The sequence below is a fragment of the Chryseobacterium jejuense genome, assembly GCF_017877355.1.
Taxonomy (GTDB): Bacteria; Bacteroidota; Bacteroidia; order Flavobacteriales; family Weeksellaceae; genus Chryseobacterium; species Chryseobacterium jejuense_A.
Genome location: NZ_JAGIPR010000002.1, coordinates 531,784 through 549,836 on the forward strand (window position 1 = coordinate 531,784; position 18,053 = coordinate 549,836).

At 35.2% G+C, this 18,053-nt stretch carries 20 protein-coding genes and 1 riboswitch; of the genes, 11 read left to right on the plus strand and 9 right to left on the minus strand.

What is annotated here, in order from left to right:
- Nucleotides 1–3 precede the first annotated feature (3 nt).
- The 7 genes from ubiE (at nucleotide 4) to J2772_RS06180 (ending at nucleotide 5,701) form a co-directional block, all read left to right on the plus strand.
- Nucleotides 4–735, plus strand: a complete 732-nt coding sequence (gene ubiE, locus J2772_RS06150; RefSeq protein WP_045495173.1) for a bifunctional demethylmenaquinone methyltransferase/2-methoxy-6-polyprenyl-1,4-benzoquinol methylase UbiE — start codon at nucleotides 4–6, stop codon at nucleotides 733–735.
- 3 nt (nucleotides 736–738) lie between these two features.
- Nucleotides 739–1,524 (plus strand): porin family protein, encoded by a 786-nt coding sequence (locus J2772_RS06155; RefSeq protein WP_089733222.1) that lies wholly within the window; start codon nucleotides 739–741, stop codon nucleotides 1,522–1,524.
- Between the two features lie 139 nt (nucleotides 1,525–1,663).
- Nucleotides 1,664–1,966: a hypothetical protein gene (locus J2772_RS06160; RefSeq protein WP_209915057.1), complete on the plus strand. Its 303-nt coding sequence runs from the start codon at nucleotides 1,664–1,666 to the stop codon at nucleotides 1,964–1,966.
- Nucleotides 1,966–2,253 (plus strand): cell division protein ZapA, encoded by a 288-nt coding sequence (locus tag J2772_RS06165; RefSeq protein ID WP_045495179.1) that lies wholly within the window; start codon nucleotides 1,966–1,968, stop codon nucleotides 2,251–2,253. Before J2772_RS06160 ends, J2772_RS06165 begins: the two co-directional genes overlap by 1 nt.
- Nucleotides 2,254–2,485: 232 nt before the next feature.
- The gene (gene rny, locus J2772_RS06170; RefSeq protein ID WP_209914476.1) at nucleotides 2,486–4,051 is read left to right on the plus strand and encodes a ribonuclease Y; all 1,566 of its coding nucleotides are present in this window, start codon (nucleotides 2,486–2,488) and stop codon (nucleotides 4,049–4,051) included.
- A 73-nt stretch (nucleotides 4,052–4,124) separates the two neighbouring features.
- Nucleotides 4,125–5,366, plus strand: coding sequence for an MFS transporter (locus J2772_RS06175; RefSeq protein ID WP_209914481.1), 1,242 nt, complete (start codon nucleotides 4,125–4,127; stop codon nucleotides 5,364–5,366).
- Between the two features lie 152 nt (nucleotides 5,367–5,518).
- Nucleotides 5,519–5,701: a hypothetical protein gene (locus J2772_RS06180; RefSeq protein ID WP_209914482.1), complete on the plus strand. Its 183-nt coding sequence runs from the start codon at nucleotides 5,519–5,521 to the stop codon at nucleotides 5,699–5,701.
- Nucleotides 5,702–5,780: 79 nt separating this feature from the next.
- On the opposite strand, the gene J2772_RS06185 is transcribed toward J2772_RS06180, so the two are convergent.
- From J2772_RS06185 to J2772_RS06205, 5 genes are all read right to left on the minus strand, one after another.
- The gene (locus J2772_RS06185; RefSeq protein ID WP_209914485.1) at nucleotides 5,781–6,716 is read right to left on the minus strand and encodes a YeiH family protein; all 936 of its coding nucleotides are present in this window, start codon (nucleotides 6,714–6,716) and stop codon (nucleotides 5,781–5,783) included.
- Between the two features lie 379 nt (nucleotides 6,717–7,095).
- Entirely contained in the window at nucleotides 7,096–7,971 is an 876-nt protein-coding gene (locus tag J2772_RS06190; RefSeq protein WP_209914489.1) for a LysR family transcriptional regulator, read from the minus strand.
- Between the two features lie 177 nt (nucleotides 7,972–8,148).
- A complete protein-coding gene (locus tag J2772_RS06195) occupies nucleotides 8,149–9,456 on the minus strand; it encodes a voltage-gated chloride channel family protein (RefSeq protein WP_209914491.1) in 1,308 nt (435 codons plus the stop codon).
- Nucleotides 9,457–9,487: 31 nt separating this feature from the next.
- Nucleotides 9,488–9,555, minus strand: a riboswitch (Fluoride riboswitch).
- 303 nt (nucleotides 9,556–9,858) lie between these two features.
- Nucleotides 9,859–10,698 carry a GLPGLI family protein gene (locus J2772_RS06200; RefSeq protein ID WP_209914494.1) on the minus strand — a complete coding sequence of 280 codons (840 nt, stop codon included), beginning with the start codon at nucleotides 10,696–10,698 and terminating at the stop codon, nucleotides 9,859–9,861.
- A 205-nt stretch (nucleotides 10,699–10,903) separates the two neighbouring features.
- Nucleotides 10,904–11,371 carry an acyl-CoA thioesterase gene (locus J2772_RS06205; protein WP_129055936.1) on the minus strand — a complete coding sequence of 156 codons (468 nt, stop codon included), beginning with the start codon at nucleotides 11,369–11,371 and terminating at the stop codon, nucleotides 10,904–10,906.
- Between the two features lie 118 nt (nucleotides 11,372–11,489).
- Here J2772_RS06205 and J2772_RS06210 point away from each other — a divergent pair, with 118 nt between their 5' ends.
- Both J2772_RS06210 and J2772_RS06215 read left to right on the plus strand, forming a co-directional pair.
- Complete coding sequence (locus J2772_RS06210) at nucleotides 11,490–11,843, plus strand: arsenate reductase family protein (RefSeq protein ID WP_209914498.1); 354 nt, start codon at nucleotides 11,490–11,492, stop codon at nucleotides 11,841–11,843.
- An 853-nt stretch (nucleotides 11,844–12,696) separates the two neighbouring features.
- On the plus strand, nucleotides 12,697–13,425 hold the full coding sequence (locus J2772_RS06215) for a hypothetical protein (protein ID WP_209914501.1): 729 nt from the start codon (nucleotides 12,697–12,699) through the stop codon (nucleotides 13,423–13,425).
- A 238-nt stretch (nucleotides 13,426–13,663) separates the two neighbouring features.
- Here J2772_RS06215 and gcvT read toward each other — a convergent pair whose 3' ends face one another.
- Genes gcvT through idi form a run of 3 tightly spaced genes read right to left on the minus strand, consistent with a single transcriptional unit; the run spans nucleotide 13,664 to nucleotide 15,732 of the window.
- Nucleotides 13,664–14,740, minus strand: coding sequence for a glycine cleavage system aminomethyltransferase GcvT (gene gcvT, locus J2772_RS06220; protein WP_209914504.1), 1,077 nt, complete (start codon nucleotides 14,738–14,740; stop codon nucleotides 13,664–13,666).
- 9 nt (nucleotides 14,741–14,749) lie between these two features.
- A complete protein-coding gene (locus J2772_RS06225; RefSeq protein ID WP_045495196.1) occupies nucleotides 14,750–15,220 on the minus strand; it encodes a hypothetical protein in 471 nt (156 codons plus the stop codon).
- Between the two features lie 2 nt (nucleotides 15,221–15,222).
- Nucleotides 15,223–15,732, minus strand: coding sequence for an isopentenyl-diphosphate Delta-isomerase (gene idi, locus J2772_RS06230; protein ID WP_209914507.1), 510 nt, complete (start codon nucleotides 15,730–15,732; stop codon nucleotides 15,223–15,225).
- Nucleotides 15,733–16,048: 316 nt separating this feature from the next.
- Here idi and J2772_RS06235 point away from each other — a divergent pair, with 316 nt between their 5' ends.
- Both J2772_RS06235 and J2772_RS06240 read left to right on the plus strand, forming a co-directional pair.
- Nucleotides 16,049–16,459 carry a phosphoheptose isomerase gene (locus J2772_RS06235; protein ID WP_066698346.1) on the plus strand — a complete coding sequence of 137 codons (411 nt, stop codon included), beginning with the start codon at nucleotides 16,049–16,051 and terminating at the stop codon, nucleotides 16,457–16,459.
- A gap of 84 nt (nucleotides 16,460–16,543) precedes the next feature.
- On the plus strand, nucleotides 16,544–17,503 hold the full coding sequence (locus tag J2772_RS06240; RefSeq protein ID WP_209914510.1) for a D-2-hydroxyacid dehydrogenase: 960 nt from the start codon (nucleotides 16,544–16,546) through the stop codon (nucleotides 17,501–17,503).
- A gap of 75 nt (nucleotides 17,504–17,578) precedes the next feature.
- Here J2772_RS06240 and mscL read toward each other — a convergent pair whose 3' ends face one another.
- Nucleotides 17,579–17,959 carry a large conductance mechanosensitive channel protein MscL gene (mscL, locus tag J2772_RS06245; RefSeq protein ID WP_209914513.1) on the minus strand — a complete coding sequence of 127 codons (381 nt, stop codon included), beginning with the start codon at nucleotides 17,957–17,959 and terminating at the stop codon, nucleotides 17,579–17,581.
- Nucleotides 17,960–18,053 lie beyond the last annotated feature (94 nt).

Here is an 18,053-nt window from a genome sequence, read left to right on the forward strand (position 1 = left end):
GTTTTGACAAAAGATATCACTAAAGTTACTCCCTACAATTCTGAGGCTACTAAGAAGAGCCAGGTAGAGGATATGTTCGACAATATTGCACCAAAGTATGACCTTTTGAACCATGTTTTATCCATGAAAATTGATGTTTTATGGAGAAATAAATTGGTAAAATGGATGAAAAATGATAACCCGCAGGAAGTGCTGGATGTGGCTACAGGAACGGGAGATCTCGCAATTACGATCGAAAAAGGAACCGGTTCAAAAGTAGTTGGTTTAGATTTATCACAACAAATGCTCAATGTTGGCGTTATTAAAATAAAAAAACTTAAATTAGACGGCAAAATTTCCATGCAAAAAGGAGATGCAGAAAATTTACCTTTCGAGGACAATAGATTTGATGCTGTTTCCGTTGCATTTGGAGTAAGGAATTTTGAGAACCTTCCCAAAGGTTTGGCAGAGTTAAGAAGAGTAGTTAAAGATAACAAGAGTGTTTATATACTGGAGTTTTCAAAGGTTGAGGGTTTCATGGGGCCATTTTATATGTTTTATTTCAAAAATATATTGCCTGCAATAGGTAAACTGGTTTCCAAAGATAATAGGGCGTATACATACCTTCCGGATTCTGTAAATGCTTTTCCTTTTGGGGAGAAGATGAAGCAAATTCTTTTAGATACGGGATTTAAGAAAGTTGAATATAAAAAATTAAGTTTGGGTATAGCCACAATTTATAAAGCAACAAAGTAACCTATGAATAAATTTCTATTAAAAGCACTGGTTTTAACCTCAGTAAATGTTGCCGTTTTTGCAAACGCGCAATTTAGAACCCGAAACAGAATGGATAAGTTGGAAGATTTCGACGAGCAGAAATTCAGTTGGGGTTTTTATTTGAACGGGAATAAACTTGGCTACCGAATCGTATTACATCCAACCTATGGGATGAAAGATAATCAGAATCTTGTTACCAGTACTAAAGAAAGTTACAGCTTCGGTGCCGGGCTTATCGCCAAATGGAGACTGAATGATTATCTGGATGTAAGAGTAGAGCCGGGGCTACAGTTTGCACAAAGACAGCTGACTTTTAATACTCAATCCAATGATGTGTATGCAGGTGGATCTGTAACTAATCCTCCTTTTACACCAATCCCTTTACAGGAAAAAGATAAAGTAAGGGATATTAAATCTACATTGGTTGACATTCCGGTACTTTTGGAGCTTCACGGAAGAAGATGGTACAACTCAAGACCATACGTTGCAGCTGGGGTAAACTATGTAGTGAACCTACAGTCTAACTCAAGTTCTACGGATGATAATATGCAGCAGATCTTCAGAACGACTACTCACAACTTTGCGTGGTCTGCAGAAATGGGAATCCAGTTTTATTTCAATAAATTTAAACTGACCCCTGCTATTAGAGGAACATTTTTCATGAACAATGAAAAAGTAGCTGATAATGCTACGACACCTCCTTACTGGGCTTCTGCAGTATCTACATTACAGACCAGAGCCATAATGTTTGTACTGAAATTTGAATAAGAAATTATCATATTAAAAATACTCAGGAGATGCTTTTGCATCTCCTTTTTTGTTGGAAGATCAAAATATAGGACTATTTATTTTTGTTAGTGTTAATATTTTTTTATTTTTGCTTCTAGTTAGAATATACAAACCTGAAATGCTTCAAGATTTAGAAAACAATTTTTCAGAATTAGAGAGAAAAATTTCGACTCTGCAAAAGAACTATAAGAATCTTACCGAAAATTTGGCAGAATTAAGTTTTGAACATGAAGAATTGAAGAAGAAGTATGATGAGGAAAGAAGAAGAAATCAGGTATTAGCAGAAGAACAAAAAAATATAAAGCTTTATTCAGCAATATCAGGAAATCCTGAACACAATAGGTTAATGAAAAACCATATCAACAGATTGGTAAAAGAAATTGATTTCTGTATTGCTCAGCTTCAAAACAGTGGATTATAATGGAGGTAAGGAGAATAACCGTAAACATTGCAGGAAGAGTGTATCCGCTGAACGTACCGGCAGCAGAAGAAGAAACTTTGCGTAAGGTAGGGAAGCAGATCGAGAATATGATTAAAGATTTTGAACAGAACTTCGATGTAAGAGATAAACAAGATGCTTTGGCGATGTGTGCCCTGAAACTGGGGACCAATGCAGAAGTAGTTTCTCTTAACTACGAGAAAAATATTAATTCTACCAACGAAAGATTACAACAGATCAATCAATCGTTGAATGAAATCGGGAAATAGATTTTTTTTCCTGAACAAGCTGCCTACAATAATTCTAACACATTAAAGGTAAACTCAACGCTAAACAATTACCGAACAAATGTCCATCGAATGGCGTGCCGGTCTTCCGGATTACAGACAGTGGAAATCAGTTCAAATCGTGTTGATTAGGAGTTTACTCTCAATCTCTGGATTATTGTAGGCTTTTTTTATTTTTAAAGGATATGAATACAATTAAAACTCAATATACATTATGATAGAAGTTATAGTCGGTGTTGTATGTTTAGTAATCGGGGCTGCCGTGGGAATGATGTTCTCAAAAAGCTCTCTGAATACTAAGGCAAAATTTATTATAGATGATGCTAAGAAAAACGCCGAAAACCTTATAGAAAAAGCTAACGTACAGGCTGAATCCATAAAGAAAGAAAAGAATCTTCAAGCTAAAGAAAAATTCCTTGAATTGAAATCACAGCATGATGCTGATATCCAGTCCCGCGAAAAGAAAATGCAGGAAGTTGAAAAAAGGACTAAAGACAAGGAGCATAAGTTTAATGATGAGCTTAGCAAGATTGGAAAACTTGAAAAAGATTTAGACAAACAGATTGCTGATTATTCTAAGAAGAATGAAATTTTAGACAGAAAACAACAGGAATTAGATATAGCAACCGCTAAAAAAGTAGAAATACTTGAAAAAATCTCTAATTACACTGCTGATGAAGCTAAAGCAGAATTGGTAGAAACCATGAAAGCTGAAGCTAAAACAAGAGCTCAGGCACACGTTCAGGGTATCATGGAGGAAGCTCAGATGAATGCTAAGAACGAAGCGAGAAAAATTGTTATTCAAACAATTCAGAGAATCGGAACAGAGCAGGCTATCGAGAACTCAGTATCAGTATTCAATATTGAATCTGACGAAGTAAAAGGTAGAATCATTGGTAGAGAAGGTAGGAATATCCGTGCTTTAGAAGCTATAACAGGAGTGGAAATTATCGTTGATGATACTCCGGAAGCGATCCTTCTTTCATGCTTTGATCCGGTAAGAAGAGAAATCGCAAGACTATCCCTTCACAGATTGGTTACCGATGGTAGAATTCACCCGGCAAGAATCGAGGAAGTAGTAGAAAAAACAAGAAAACAAATCGAAGAGGAGATCATTGAAGTAGGAAAGAGAACGATCATCGATTTAGGAATCCACGGATTACACCCTGAATTAATCAAGATCGTAGGTAGAATGAAATACCGTTCTTCTTATGGACAAAACTTACTACAGCACTCAAGAGAAGTAGCTAATATCGCTGCAACAATGGCTGCTGAATTAGGATTAAATGTTAAGTTGGCTAAGAGAGCAGGTCTATTACACGATATTGGTAAAGTTCCTGAGCAGGAATCAGAATTACCACACGCGTTATTAGGAATGCAGTGGGCTGAGAAATACGGAGAAAATCCAGAGGTCGTAAATGCTATTGGAGCTCACCATGACGAAATTGAAATGAAGTCTCTATTATCTCCAATCATTCAGGTAGCCGATGCGATCTCAGGAGCAAGACCAGGAGCAAGAAGACAGGTATTGGAATCTTATATCCAGAGACTGAAAGACCTTGAATCTGCAGCATTAAGCTTCGATGGAGTATCTAGCGCTTATGCCATTCAGGCCGGTAGAGAATTAAGAGTAATGGTAGAAAGTGGAAAAGTGAATGACGAAGTAGCTTCTCAACTGTCTTACGATATCTCTGAAAAGATCCAGAATGAACTTACTTACCCTGGACAGGTGAAAGTAACCGTAATTAGAGAAACAAGAGCCGTGAATATTGCAAGATAATAATCGGATAAAGATATTTTATAAAAACCTTTCAAGAAATTGAAAGGTTTTTTATTTTTATCAAAACTTAACAATGCAAGAACTATCACTGTCTTCAAAGCTGAAATACATTTTCTCTATTCCTGTTATTATCTCGGCCCTGGGCTATTTCGTAGATATCTATGACCTTCTCCTGTTTGGGATTGTAAGAATTCCCAGTTTAAAAGCATTGGGGCTTAATCCGGATGCAGACGGAACTTTTATCCTGAACTGTCAGATGGTAGGGCTTCTTATTGGCGGAGTATTCTGGGGAATCTTCGGAGATAAAAAAGGAAGGCTTTCTGTACTCTTTGGCTCTATTCTGGTGTATTCTCTGGCGAATATTGCCTGTGGTTTTTTACCTTATTTTCCAAAAGAGCATTTGGTGTATCAATATGCTGCTTTAAGATTTATTGCAGGGATAGGTCTTGCTGGAGAGCTTGGGGCAGGAATTACCCTGGTTTCTGAGAGTCTGCCGAAGAATTTAAGAGCAATTGGTACTTCAGTAGTGGCAGGTTTTGGATTGATGGGGGCTGTTGTGGCCCAATTAACCGTAGAATTAGCCGGAGGATGGAATATTTCCTACATCATTGGCGGAATAATGGGAATCCTGTTATTGCTGTTGAGAATAAGTGTTTCAGAATCCGGGATTTATAAGAATATGGAACATAAAAACGTCTCCAAAGGAAATTTCCTATCTTTTTTTACCCATAAAGACAGATTGATACGATACTTGAAATGTATTGCAGTAGGACTTCCTACCTGGTATTGTATAGGGATTCTGGCTGTTTTAGCCAATCAATTTGCCCCTGAGTTCGGGATTAAAGACATCAGCCCCGGAAAGGCAATTATGTGGGCTTATGTAGGGATTTCTGTGGGAGATCTGGCGAGTGGTTTTATTTCCCATGCTTTGAAGTCGCGTAAAATGGCCATATTCTATATGTTGCTTTTCACTCTGGTCGGAGTTGGGATTATGTTATTGGGAAATACCAATACAGAGACAAAATATTATATTTTCTGTGTGTGGCTGGGCTTGGGTACCGGATATTGGGCGATGTTCGTTACCCTTGCAGCAGAGCAGTTTGGAACTAATATCAGAAATACAGCTACCACTACGGTTCCGAATATGGTAAGAGGATTGGTTCCTGTAATGATCCTGGCTTTTGATTTCCTTAAAAGGAATTTTTCTGTAATAGAAAGTGCTGCTATTGTAGGTGCTGTAGTATTTGGATTGGCATTCTATTCTTCACTGACGATTTCGGAAACCCATAATAAAGATCTGGAGTTTATGGAATAGATTTTATGTTGTTTAAAAAATATAAGTAATATTGTCTTGTTTTGTAATCTCATAATCGTATTACAATCAATAAATTATTATAATTTGAATTTATTTTTGTTGCAAATAATTTATTTTTGTTTAACTTTGGAGAGTAACTAAAACTAAATCACATGAACATTATTAAAAATGCCAAAAAGCTAAAAAAACAAGATCTTAAAAGTATTACAGGAGGAATAAGCGGTAAGCCGGATTTATCTCTTTGCGGATGCAGCTGCTCAGGCGCTGTAACAGGACCTGAATATTGCTCTCAATATATGGGTTGTCTGCAGGTTTATACTTGCGGGGAGGTTTAAGAAATTATTTCAATACGAAATAAACATTTCCACATTTAATAGGCAGCACCCTTCTGATTTCAGGAGGGTGCTGCTGTTTTTATTGAATAATATATAACAGGCTTCCGATACTGATGGTAACCCAAAGCAATACAGCGGTAAGCAAGGGCTTAAAACCTATTGTTTTTAAAGTTTGGATGGAAAGGGTAGAACCGATAAAGAATAAGGTTAAATTCAGCCCGGATTTAGCAAAGGAGGTAATGGCAGTGCTAAATTGATCCATAAAAGGAAAATAAGTGTTCAGTAGAATAGCCAGAATGAAATACCCGATAAACCAAGGGATTTTAATTTTTGAATCCTTACTTTTAAAAATGAACATGGTTATTAGAGAAACAGGGATGATCCATAAAGCACGGGCCAATTTAACCGTAGTTGCTATTTTTAAAGCTTCATTACCATATTTACTGGCTGCTCCTACCACTGAACTTGTATCATGAATTCCAACCGCGCACCATAGCCCAAACTGTTCCTGTGACAGATTCAAAAGATGCCCGATAGCCGGATAAACGAATAATGCGATAGAGTTTAATGTAAAAACAATTGCTAATGCTAAAGAAATTTGTTTTGTGCTCGGTTTGATGATAGGAGAAACTGCTGCAATAGCACTTCCTCCGCAAATAGCAGTTCCGGCAGAAAGAAGATAGGATAATGGTCTTTCGAGTTTAAAGATCTTTCCTAAAAAATATCCAAGAACCATTACACTGATAATACTTACAACAGTTAGCATTAATCCTGTTTTTCCTGCATGAAGTGCTTCATTCAGTTTTAATCCAAAACCTAATCCGACAATAGAAATCTGTAACAGCAGATGAATATATTGATGTAAATGTTTTTCAAATGGATTTCCCATAAAAACCGCCAGGGCAAAACCTAATGTAAGGGCAATGGGAGAAGAAATTAATGGAGTAAGGCATAAAACAGCCAGTCCAATAAAAATTACTTTTTGTATTCTTTCATTGAGAATGAAATCTTTCATATTGTGAACTTTTAAAATCTGGTTCAAAATTCGGCAATATGTTATTATAAAGTAAATTGTATTTTGTTATGTTGGATAACTTTAAGTTATAAAAGATAAAAGATAAAAGATAAAAGATAAAAGATAAAAGATAAAAGATAAAAGATAAAAGATCTTGTCGTTAAACAACCATTATCCTGCACACATCCATCCGGATATCAACATCAATAGGGGTGGGCTATAATCCTGAGCATAAACAGAAGGTTTACGAACGAAGTTCACGAAGGAAGCCCGGCTGCTCAACAAATTAAATCATTCCATTGGCTTTAGCCAACACCTAAAAAACACATGGAAAATGATAGTTTTTTTGTTTGATTAAAAGATTTAGCATTGAGAAAAACTACTCTGCAAATCTTAAAAACAGTTCTATTAGTTCAGACTGTTCTCCTTTAGGTAAAATAAAATGAAAATCTCTTTCAATGCTGAAGTTTTTAATGTCAATAACAGTCAGAACATTATTTTTAAGTTCATTTAAAATAGTGCTGATAGAAAGGAAAGCCATACAATCCGAATGAAGCAGGTAATTTTTGATACTTTCACTACTTCCCAGCTGGATGACGGTGTTCAGTTCATGAATATTAATGTCCTTTTCCTTTAATCGGTTTTGGATAAATTCAAGAGTTCCGGAGCCTTGTTCGCGGAAAATAAGGCTAAGCTGATACAAGTCTTTTACATTGAGCGTTTTATGTGCCAAAGGATGATCTGATTTAGCTGCCAGAACAATTTCATCAGGTTTAAAAGTTTTGTAATCAAAATAAGAAGACTGTGATTCTCCTTCAATAATACCCAAATCAATCTTTTCATCTTTTAAAAGAGATGAAATGGCTTCAGTATTCCCTGTAAGAAGCTCAATTTTAATGTCTTTATAATAAGCATTGAACTTGGCTAAGGTTTCAGGTAAAATATATTGGGCAACTGTGGTGCTGGCTCCAATAATAAGTTTTCCCTTGTGTTGCTGATTAACCTGACTGATCTCAAATTCCAGATCACGATAGATATTTCTAATCTTTTCAGCATATTCATACAGGATTTTCCCACTTTGTGTCAGTTGTATGGAAGTTCCTTTTCTGTCAAATAATTTAGTGCTCAGCTGCACTTCAATTTCTTTGATGTGTTTGGTAACTGCCGGCTGCGAAATATGAAGCTCCTCAGAAGCTTTAGTAAAACTCAATCTGGAAGCTACCGTATGGAAAACTTTTAACCTGTAATCGAACATAGCACAAAAGTACGGATTATAGTTGTATTTCGAAGAGTAGAGTTTGTGATACGGGTTGTCTAAAAGGTATAGTATACAATGGGTAACCATTCCGCCGGAGGGGTGGCAAAAATTCAAAGAATTTTTGACGGGGTGGTTTACAAATCAATTTTTAGTTTCTCCAATCTCTATTCATTCTTACAAAAAATCAGAAACAGATCTGTCCTGTTGGTTTTCATACCTCCTGTTTTTAGCCTCTCCAATCTTTTGCTTACTGTAAATACTGTTATGCCCTGAAAGAAGATAGGAAACAACACAGGCTATAGCCACATAAACGCCACATTCTGCTCCGAATAATTCAATTCCCATCAGCATACAGGCCAATGGAGTATTGGTGGCTCCGGCAAATACGGCAACAAACCCCATTCCAGCCAATAATCCAAAAGGTAATGGAATAAATAGAGATAATGCACTTCCCAGTGTAGCCCCAATAAAGAATAAGGGTGTCACTTCACCTCCTTTGAATCCTGCTGAAAGAGTAACAATGGTAAAAACCATTTTTAGAGCAAAATCATATAAGGGAAGCTGTTTTTCAAAAGATTCAACAATCACAGGAACTCCAAGACCAATATATCGTGTTGTGCCTATGAACAAAACTGCCAAAGCGATAATAGTTCCTCCAACAACGGGACGAAATGGCGGATATTTAATTTTTGATTTAAAGACAGAACCTGCCCAATGAATAGTTTTACTGAAAGCCGCTGCACAGATTCCAAAAGCCATACCCGCTAAAATGCTATACAGAATTGGCAAAAATTCCAGTTTTGGAATAAAATCAATATAATAATGGGTATGTTTTACATTCCACAGGTTAGTAGCCCAATCGGCAAGTATAGCTGATGCAAAAGCCGGAAATATGGCATTGTAACGTATTCTTCCGATCAGAAAAACTTCAAGTCCGAAAACGGCTCCAGCCAAAGGAGTTCCGAAAACAGAGCCAAATCCTGCAGCAATGGCGGAGATCATCAATATTCTTCTTTCGTTCCTATCAAGTTTAAAAGGTTTACTAAGTTGATCTGCAATAGCCGCCGCCATCTGAAGCGCTGTTCCTTCACGGCCAGCTGAACCTCCAAAAAAATGAGTGACAATGGTTCCCAGATAAACAAAAGGGGCCATTTTGAACGGAATAATCCCTTTAGGATCATGAATATTGTCAATCAGAAGATTATTTCCTGCTTCAATATCTTTGCCCCAATAATAATACAGCAGCCCAATTAAAAAACCGGCAACTGGAAGCAAAGCAATCAACCATAGATGACTTTCCCTGAAATTAGTAGTCCATTCCAATGACTGTAAAAATCCTGCAGAAGCACTTCCTACCAAGGCTCCAATGATAAGACTGATGACCAGCCATTTAAAAATATAAGGGATCGCTGGAAATTTTCTGAAAAAAAATTTTATATGAAAAATTGCTTTTTGACCAAGTGTTCGTTGATTTTTTGACATAATAATCCTGATTAGTTATTGTTTAATAATCTCTCAATCAGGCGTCATCAGCTTTTGTAAAGCGGTTGGGTAAGGAAGAACACCATTTCCTTTTGATAATGCAAATATAAGAATTAAGGATAAAAGATAAAAGATAAAAGATAAAAGATAAAAGATAAAAGATAAAAGATCTTGTTGTTAAACAACCATTATCCTGCACACATCCATCCGGATATCAACATCAATAGGGGTGGGCTATAATCCTGAGCATAAACAGAAGGTTTACGAACGAAGTTCACGAAGGAAGCCTGGCCGGCCGGTCAAATAAATTAACATTTCATTGGCTTTAGCCAAAACTTAAAAATATCGTCTGTCTGTAATCCAAATCCAAAGAACTTAGTGGAAAATTAAAGGAATTGGTGATTAATATATAGGATAATGCATTGCTTTATCTATCTCAATCGGATTATTGTATTTTCTTATCACCTCCTGCATGCTCTTGGTTTGAGTATTCAGCTCATCCACATTATGAATTTCCTTGCCATTAATATTAATTCTAAGATCGTTATTAGATTTGCTGAAATTATTCCTTTCAAAGGCAAAAGGATCACTGTAAAACTCCATCATCAGCTTCTGTTTTTGCTTTTCGTTGATAGAAATCGCTTTATTTCCAAAATTGGATTCCAAAAAATCTGAAGTGGAGGAGATTTCAGGAAGTTTTCTGCTTTTGATAAGAGTATACATGAAATTTTTCTTAGCATCTGATAATTCAAAGATCAAACCGGGTAATCCTCGTAATTTAAATGGTCCTTCATTAAAAGGAATATCTTTACAGAACCATGCAGTCCAGCTTCTTCCGCCAAATGTAGTGGTTGCTTTTTGTAAGGTGTAGTTTTCTATCTTTTTAGTTTCATCAGTAATCGTCCAATTGATTTTATCGGTGGTTTTAAATGAATAATACCCATTTTTGATATTGATGAAATTTTCGTGATCAAAGGAATTGATCTTTCTTTTCACTACCTGTCCTGTCATATCAGTATAGCTGGAATTCATTCCGAATTTCTTATTCAGGGAATCTGTAGTGGCGAGACCCTTCCCATAGAACTTCACTTCTTTAGGGGTGATATCCAGAATCATATTAAGTTTTTCATAGCCAGCCTCAGTAGAATCCATCTTATACTGAAGTTCATAGATAAATCTATGCGTCTGTGCCTGAATAAAAACCATCAATAGAATGGCTGTGATTGTAAGAATATTTTTCATGTTATACTTGGAATGGATTGATACTAAATTAGATAATCCTAATTTATTGTACAATGAAATAATGTGAAAAGTAGATGTATGATTTTATATCTTATTTCTGATGCTTATTTCCTCAAACACAAATTGCCCTCAAAAACTCGCATCCCGTACCTCGTATCATTTTCCTTAAACACTTTCACCCTAAAGCCTTCAAACTTTATCCCTATTATAAAAAAGGCTTCATCTCATCCTCAATTTGTGTTCTCAGTTCCATCAGGCGTTTAGCATACTGTTCCTTTTGTTTTTCCTCTTCTGTTTCAGGAATCCATTTGGGGACAGGCAGTTTTTTACCATTCTCATCTACAGCTACAAAAACAATGATGCAGTGGGTTTTTTTATCAAAAGTAGGTTGTTTCAGGTTTCGGGAAAATACATTAATGGAAATGTGCATGCTTGAGGTACCCGTATAGATTACCTGAGCTTCTACTTTTACCACTTCACCGATTTTAATCGGATCATAAAAACGAATTCCTCCCACATATACTGTTACGGAATAATTTCCACTCCAGGTGGTGGCACACGCATAGCCTGCCTGATCAATCCATTTCATAACGCTTCCTCCGTGCACATTTCCACCATAATTAACATCTGATGGCTCTGAAATAAACTGAAAAGTAATAGGTTTGTTCTGCATCTTTATAAAATTTGAATAAAGTTATTTAATAATTTCGAAAGTTTTAGATTAAATCCTACTTTTGAAAGACGAAATAATAATGAAGTAGAATTTTAACCAATAACAGACAAGAATAGCAATGAAGAAAGTATTTTATCTGAATACCTGCGATACCTGCAGAAAAATTTTAGCACAATTTGACCTCACAGACTGGGAACTTCGTGAGATTAAAAAACAGCCTATTACCAAAGAAGAATTAACAGAAATGCATACACTCACAAAGTCATATGAAGCTTTGTTCAGCAGAAAATCTACTCAGATCAAGTTGAGAGGGCTGGATGTGAAGTCTTTGGGAGAAAAAGATTTTAAAGAATTACTATTAGATCACTATACTTTTCTAAAACGTCCTGTATTTATGACTGATAAGGAGATTTTTGTAGGAAATGATAAAAAGAACGTAGAAGTTTTGCAGGCATTTTTCAATGTAAATTAAATTTCCCCTCGTTTAAGATTATTCATTTTATAAATTGACAGCTGAACATTCATTGTGATGCTTATAGTAAAACTGCTGTAAAGGTAAAGCCATCGAAAATAGTAAAAAGTAATAAAGCTTTATATATACTTAGCTATCTAAAAACTTTTGAGACCCATACAAAAGAATATATTGGAAAAGATACAGCCACAAACCATCCGGAGTTTTCCGGATTCAATGGACAGTACTTTTGTGGCCAAGCCTTTATTTAGATTTTTGGATATCAGTTATCTTATCATGAATGAAACTAAAAGAGGGTTATCCAGAAACCGGAACTGCCTTATAAAACAATGAGCTTCTATAATCAGAGAAACAAGTTTTATTTTTCCGAATCTGAAGGTGGTTTTATGGAGCCAGGATTGTGAAAAATATTTTGATTTATCAATAAAGAATAGTTCAATGGATAAAGAGCCATACACCGCAGATATTCTGTGGTGTTTTTGTGTAGAAAGATTGTTATCTGTAAGTAGTTGATTTTTAAATAACAGCTTAGTGTTTAGGGGGATTTACCCCTGTATTGGTTACTAAGAGTAAGAAGAGGTTGCAGCAAAGCAATCTTTTTTTGTTTAGTGAATTTGAAAATAAATATCCGTTTTTATTATTAATGTGGTTTAAAAAAAATATTTATTTGTAATGTTTATGTCATTTTTTTTATTGATAATATTTATTTAGTTGATGGCGTGGTTGTTTTTGATTATTATTTAGTTGTTTTATTGGTAAATTTGTAAATTAGCGAATACGAGGCGCTGAAATTTCTCTGTACCTTAAAAAACACATTTCATTCTTTTAAAATAAAATAATTAAAACGATTATGATGGAAAAACAATTTAATCCTGTGATTAAAGCTGTACAAAGCTTAAGGAAACTTTCATTAGATATTAAGACAACAAATAAAGAAATCCAATCAAGTGATAACGAAATAAGACGGGAAATTGAAGACTGCGGAAAGCTAATTGCCACTACAAATGACAATATGATCATTAATTTATGGATAAAAGAAAAAGCGAAGCTTATAGAGAATGCTAATGCATTGCTTAAGATCTTAGAAAAAATTGAGGAAAAGTTTAAAAAAAAAGAAACTTTAGGTTTAACGGAAGTCTGGGAGACCCATGAAGAGTATAAAAATTTAGTGTTAGATAATTTTGTTACAATGGAAAGAATGGGGACTGCCATTTTTATTGACAGCAATCTTGAAAAATGGGAAGGTATCTGGAAAGATATAAAGAGTTCATTAAATAAAATACTTTCAATATCTGAAACTTATCATCTCAAACTAAAAATGATGGAGGCGCTGAAGCCTGATGAGATTGATGATTTAACAGTAGATATTCTTAATCATATTCCCTGGAATTATTCTGATGAAGATGCTTTTAAATATGAACAAGACTATTTGGTTGCCTATAATGAAATAAAAGAATCCCAGTCTAAGAAGAAAAATCTTTGGGATAAAATTTTAAATGCATTAGCTGGAGGAATAGAAGAAACGCCGGCACATAGAGTACAAATGCGAAGGTGGATGGAAGGTGAAGGAGGTAATAAATAGTAGGGTTTCACCTGTCTAAAAAATAATTGATAAAAAACCGCAGTTTAATATTTATCTGCGGTTTTTTTGTGTTACAATCATTTAAGGCCTCATTTTTCTTGGAATTACAATATTCAAGGCCAAGTGCACATGAAAAATAATGTGAAATTAAAAATCTATAAAAAAATCAGAATAGGAAAATTCCTACTCTGATTTAAGTATATTATGAGTTGTAAAACGGGTCTTAGAACTCGTTATTTTATACAAAAGGAGCTTTTACCACTTTAGCAGGGATATTCTTATTTCTTACCTGAATAAAAATTTCAGAACCTAATTTGAAGTGAGGCTTGTCTACATAAGCAAGACCTAAACCGATCTTTTTCATTGGAGACTGTGTTCCGGAAGTTACTTTTCCGATTACATTTCCTTCAGCATCTACAACAGGATAATCATGTCTTGGAACTCCCTTGTCCGTTAGTTCAAAAGCTACTAATTTTTTAGTAACACCTTCTTCTTTCTGTTTTGCGAAAACTTCTTTAGAAACAAAATCTTTATCAAATTTTGTAATCCATCCTAAACCAGCTTCAATTGGAGAAGTAGTATCATCAATATCATTTCCGTATAGGCAGAATCCTTTTTCTAGTCTTAAAGTGTCTCTGGCAGCCAGTCCGCAAGGAATAATTCCTTCAGCTTCACCGGCTTTCATTACTTCATCCCAAAGTTTCTCTGCGCTTTCGTTTTTGAAATAGATTTCAAAACCTCCGCTCCCAGTATATCCAGTGTTGGAAATGATGATGTCATTTACTCCTGCAACACTTCCTACTGTAAAGTTATAGTAAGGAATTTCAGAAAGGTTTACATCAGTAAGTTTTTGAAGAATTTCAGTAGCCTTAGGACCTTGAATGGCTAATAACGACATGTCATCAGAAGCATTGGTCATTTTTGCTCCGAAAGTATTGTATTTAGAGATATGATTCCAGTCTTTGTCAATATTGGAAGCGTTAACTACTACGAAGTATTTGTCATCCTCCATTTTGTAAACGATAAGGTCATCCACAATTCCTCCGTTTTCATTTGGAAGACATGAGTACTGAGCTTTTCCATTTTCAAGAGCATCTACATTATTAGTCGTCACGAATTGTAAAAGATCTTTAGATCCAGGACCTTCTATAAAAAATTGTCCCATGTGGGAAACATCAAACAATCCTGCTTTTTCTCTTACTGCAAAATGCTCTTCTGTTACTCCTGAATATTGTACAGGCATTTCAAAACCTGCGAAAGGTACGATCTTAGCTCCTAATGACGCATGTTTGTCGTATAAAGCTGTTTTCTTCATATTTAATTTTTATTTCTTTATTTTAAAACTGTTAAAAGTCTCATTAAATAGGGTCATATAGTTTCCGTTCCAGAATTTCTGACCACAATTAATAGTGACCAGGTACAAGTCCTTATCTTTTTGAAAGGCTCTTGTAATCCAGAAAAGTTTTTCTTTTTCATCAAAATATTCGTAGAAATATTCTGTATATCCTTTTTTACCTCTGCTTTCCTTTACCTTTTTTTCCGCATCTTCAGATTTATAAAGTGCCAGAATGAATTTCTTCGTTTCGGTTTTAGGAAGATTCAGGTCGTGATATTCGGAAATGGTAATCGCTCCGATTTCATTGGTAGGGAAAATATTAATGATATCACTGTCATTGGTAGATTTCCAACCTTCAGGAACATTGATAGAGTAGTTCGTACTGTCATAAGTTGTTGCTTTTTGAGCAAAAAACAGACTTCCTGATAAGATGGCAGTAAAAAGAAGTATTTTTTTCATCGTTAAAAATGGTGTTTATATTCTTCAAGGATGATTTTAAACCATTCCGTAAAGTGTCCAGGATTTTCAGAAATCTCTTTATCCAGGTCTTCAGGAGAAATAAATCTTACTTCTTCCACTTCCTCTTTATTCAAATTAAAGTCAGATTCATAGTTTCCTACAAAAACATGGTCTAGTTCATGTTCCCAAAGGCCACTACCTACATCTGCTTTGTAAATAAAGCTGAATTTCTCTGAAAGTTCCGTATCTATTCCCAGTTCTTCTTTTAATCTTCGCTGGGCTCCGGCAAGATAAGTTTCCCCAATTCTGGGGTGTGAACAGACCGCATTGGTCCATTGATTCGGAGAATGGTATTTTCCTGATGCTCTTTTCTGAAGAAGCATTTCGCCCTTACTGTTGAACAGGAATACAGAAAAAGCCCGGTGTAGCAGGCCATTAACGTGAGCTTGCTGTTTTTCCATCAAGCCCAGAACTACATCATCAGGATTTACTAAAATTACTAATTCTTCCATTTTTACAAATGTAAGAGTAATAAATGTATTTTGGAAATTTTTAGGAAAACATTATATCATGTTGAATGGGTAGGAAAGGGCATAAAAAGTAAAGTTGAAACCTAAGACAAGATTCATTAAACCCTCAAATATTCTCTATTTCAACATATAAACTAAAATTTAAAAAGAAAAATTTTAATCATAAGGCATTAAATTATGAATAAAATGTTTATATTATTCACTAAATAGCGATTTTTGTAGTAAATTTTTAACATAAACTAAGATTAATACACCTGATTGATATAAAAGCCGTAACTTTGTCACTCAAATTTTCGTGATGGAATTAGAATACATAGAGCACATCAGTCCTATTCTTAAGGATGGAGTTAAAAATTACTTAATTGATATAGACGGAACCATTACGGATGACGTTCCTAATGAAGAACCTGAAAGAATGGTTACCTGTGAACCCTATCCGGATGCTTTGGAAACTATTAATAAATGGTATGATGAAGGACATCAGATCTGTTTCTTTACCTCAAGAACCGAAAACCTGAAGCAAATCACAATTGATTGGCTGGATAAGCATGGGTTCAAATACCACAGTGTACTCTGCGGAAAACCAAGAGGAGGAAATTATCACTGGATTGATAATCATTTGGTAAGAGCAACAAGATACAAGGGAAGATTTACAGACCTGGTAGAAAAGCAAGTAACCATTGAAGTGTTCAAAGAAGACGAAGAATAAATTTAATATAACGAAAGATTTAAAAATTGAATGGAGTGTATCCTTTAATTTTTAAATCTTTCAACTTTTAAAACAGTTGTATTTATGAAAGTTTTAGCTAATGACGGCCTAGACCAATCTGGAATTGATGCATTAACAGAAAAAGGATTCGAGGTGATTACTGTAAAAGTTCCACAGGAATTTTTAGTAGATTATATTAACGAGCACCAAGTTCGTACTTTATTGGTAAGAAGTGCTACGCAGGTAAGGAAAGATATTATTGATGGCTGCCCATCGCTGGAAATCATTGGAAGAGGGGGTGTAGGAATGGATAATATTGATGTAGACTATGCAAGAGAAAAAGGGATTCATGTCATCAACACACCTGCAGCTTCTTCAGAATCCGTTGCTGAGCTTGTTTTTGCGCATTTATTTTCAGGGGCGAGATTCCTTCAGGATTCCAACAGAAAAATGCCTTTGGTAGGAGATACAGAGTTTGCTGGTCTTAAAAAAGCATATGCATCAGGGATTGAATTGAGAGGGAAAACCATCGGAATCGTTGGGATGGGAAGAATTGGCCAGGAAGTGGCAAGAATTGCCCTTGGACTTGGAATGAGAGTGGTTGCAGCGGATAATAATGTAGGAAGAGCAAGCATTAAAGTGAAATTCTACAACAATCAGTTCATTAATGTAGATATAGAAACAGAACCTTTACAGGAAGTTTTAAAACATTCAGACTTTATTACGCTTCACGTTCCGGCTCAGAAAGACGGTTATATGATTGGTAAGAATGAGTTTGAAATCATGAAAGATGGAGTGGCGATTGTTAACTGTTCAAGAGGTGGAGTAATTGATGAATCTGCTTTAATTGAAGCTTTGGATTCCGGGAAAGTGAGATTTGCTGGCCTTGATGTTTTCATTAACGAACCAACCCCTTCTAAAGAAATTCTTAATCATTCTAAAATCTCTTTGACGCCACACACAGGTGCTTCTACTCTTGAAGCTCAGGATAGAATTGGACTTTCTCTGGCAGATCAGATCTCAAGCATTTTACAGATCCAGTAATTGGACTTATAAGATAAAAAGTAAAAGCACCTTCACATGAAGGTGCTTTTATATTGTAAACTGTTAATGAACAGATTATATATTGTTTTTGCTTTTCAATAAATCTCGGATTTCTGCTAATAGCTTTTGATCGTCTGTAGGTCCTGCAGGAGCCGGAGCATCTTTTTTGTTAACTTTATTAGCTCCTTTAATGATAAAGAAAAGAACTATAGCAATACACAGGAAGTTGATAACTGCAGACAGGAAGTTTCCATAAGCAACACCATTCCAGGTAAGTTTAGCAATGTTTTCTGCACCTGCCGCTTTAAGCGCAGGGTTTAAGATCAAAGGGGTAATAACATCTTCCACTAAAGATGAAACAATTTTACCAAATGCTGCACCAATGATTACACCTACAGCAAGATCGAGAACATTTCCTTTAAAGGCAAACTCTTTAAATTCCTTAACAAATCCCATAATTTATATTTTTTTAATTAGTATATACACAAAAATATAATTAAAAAATGTAAAAAACACTACTTTTTATAGTTTTTTATCCCAAAAAACAGGA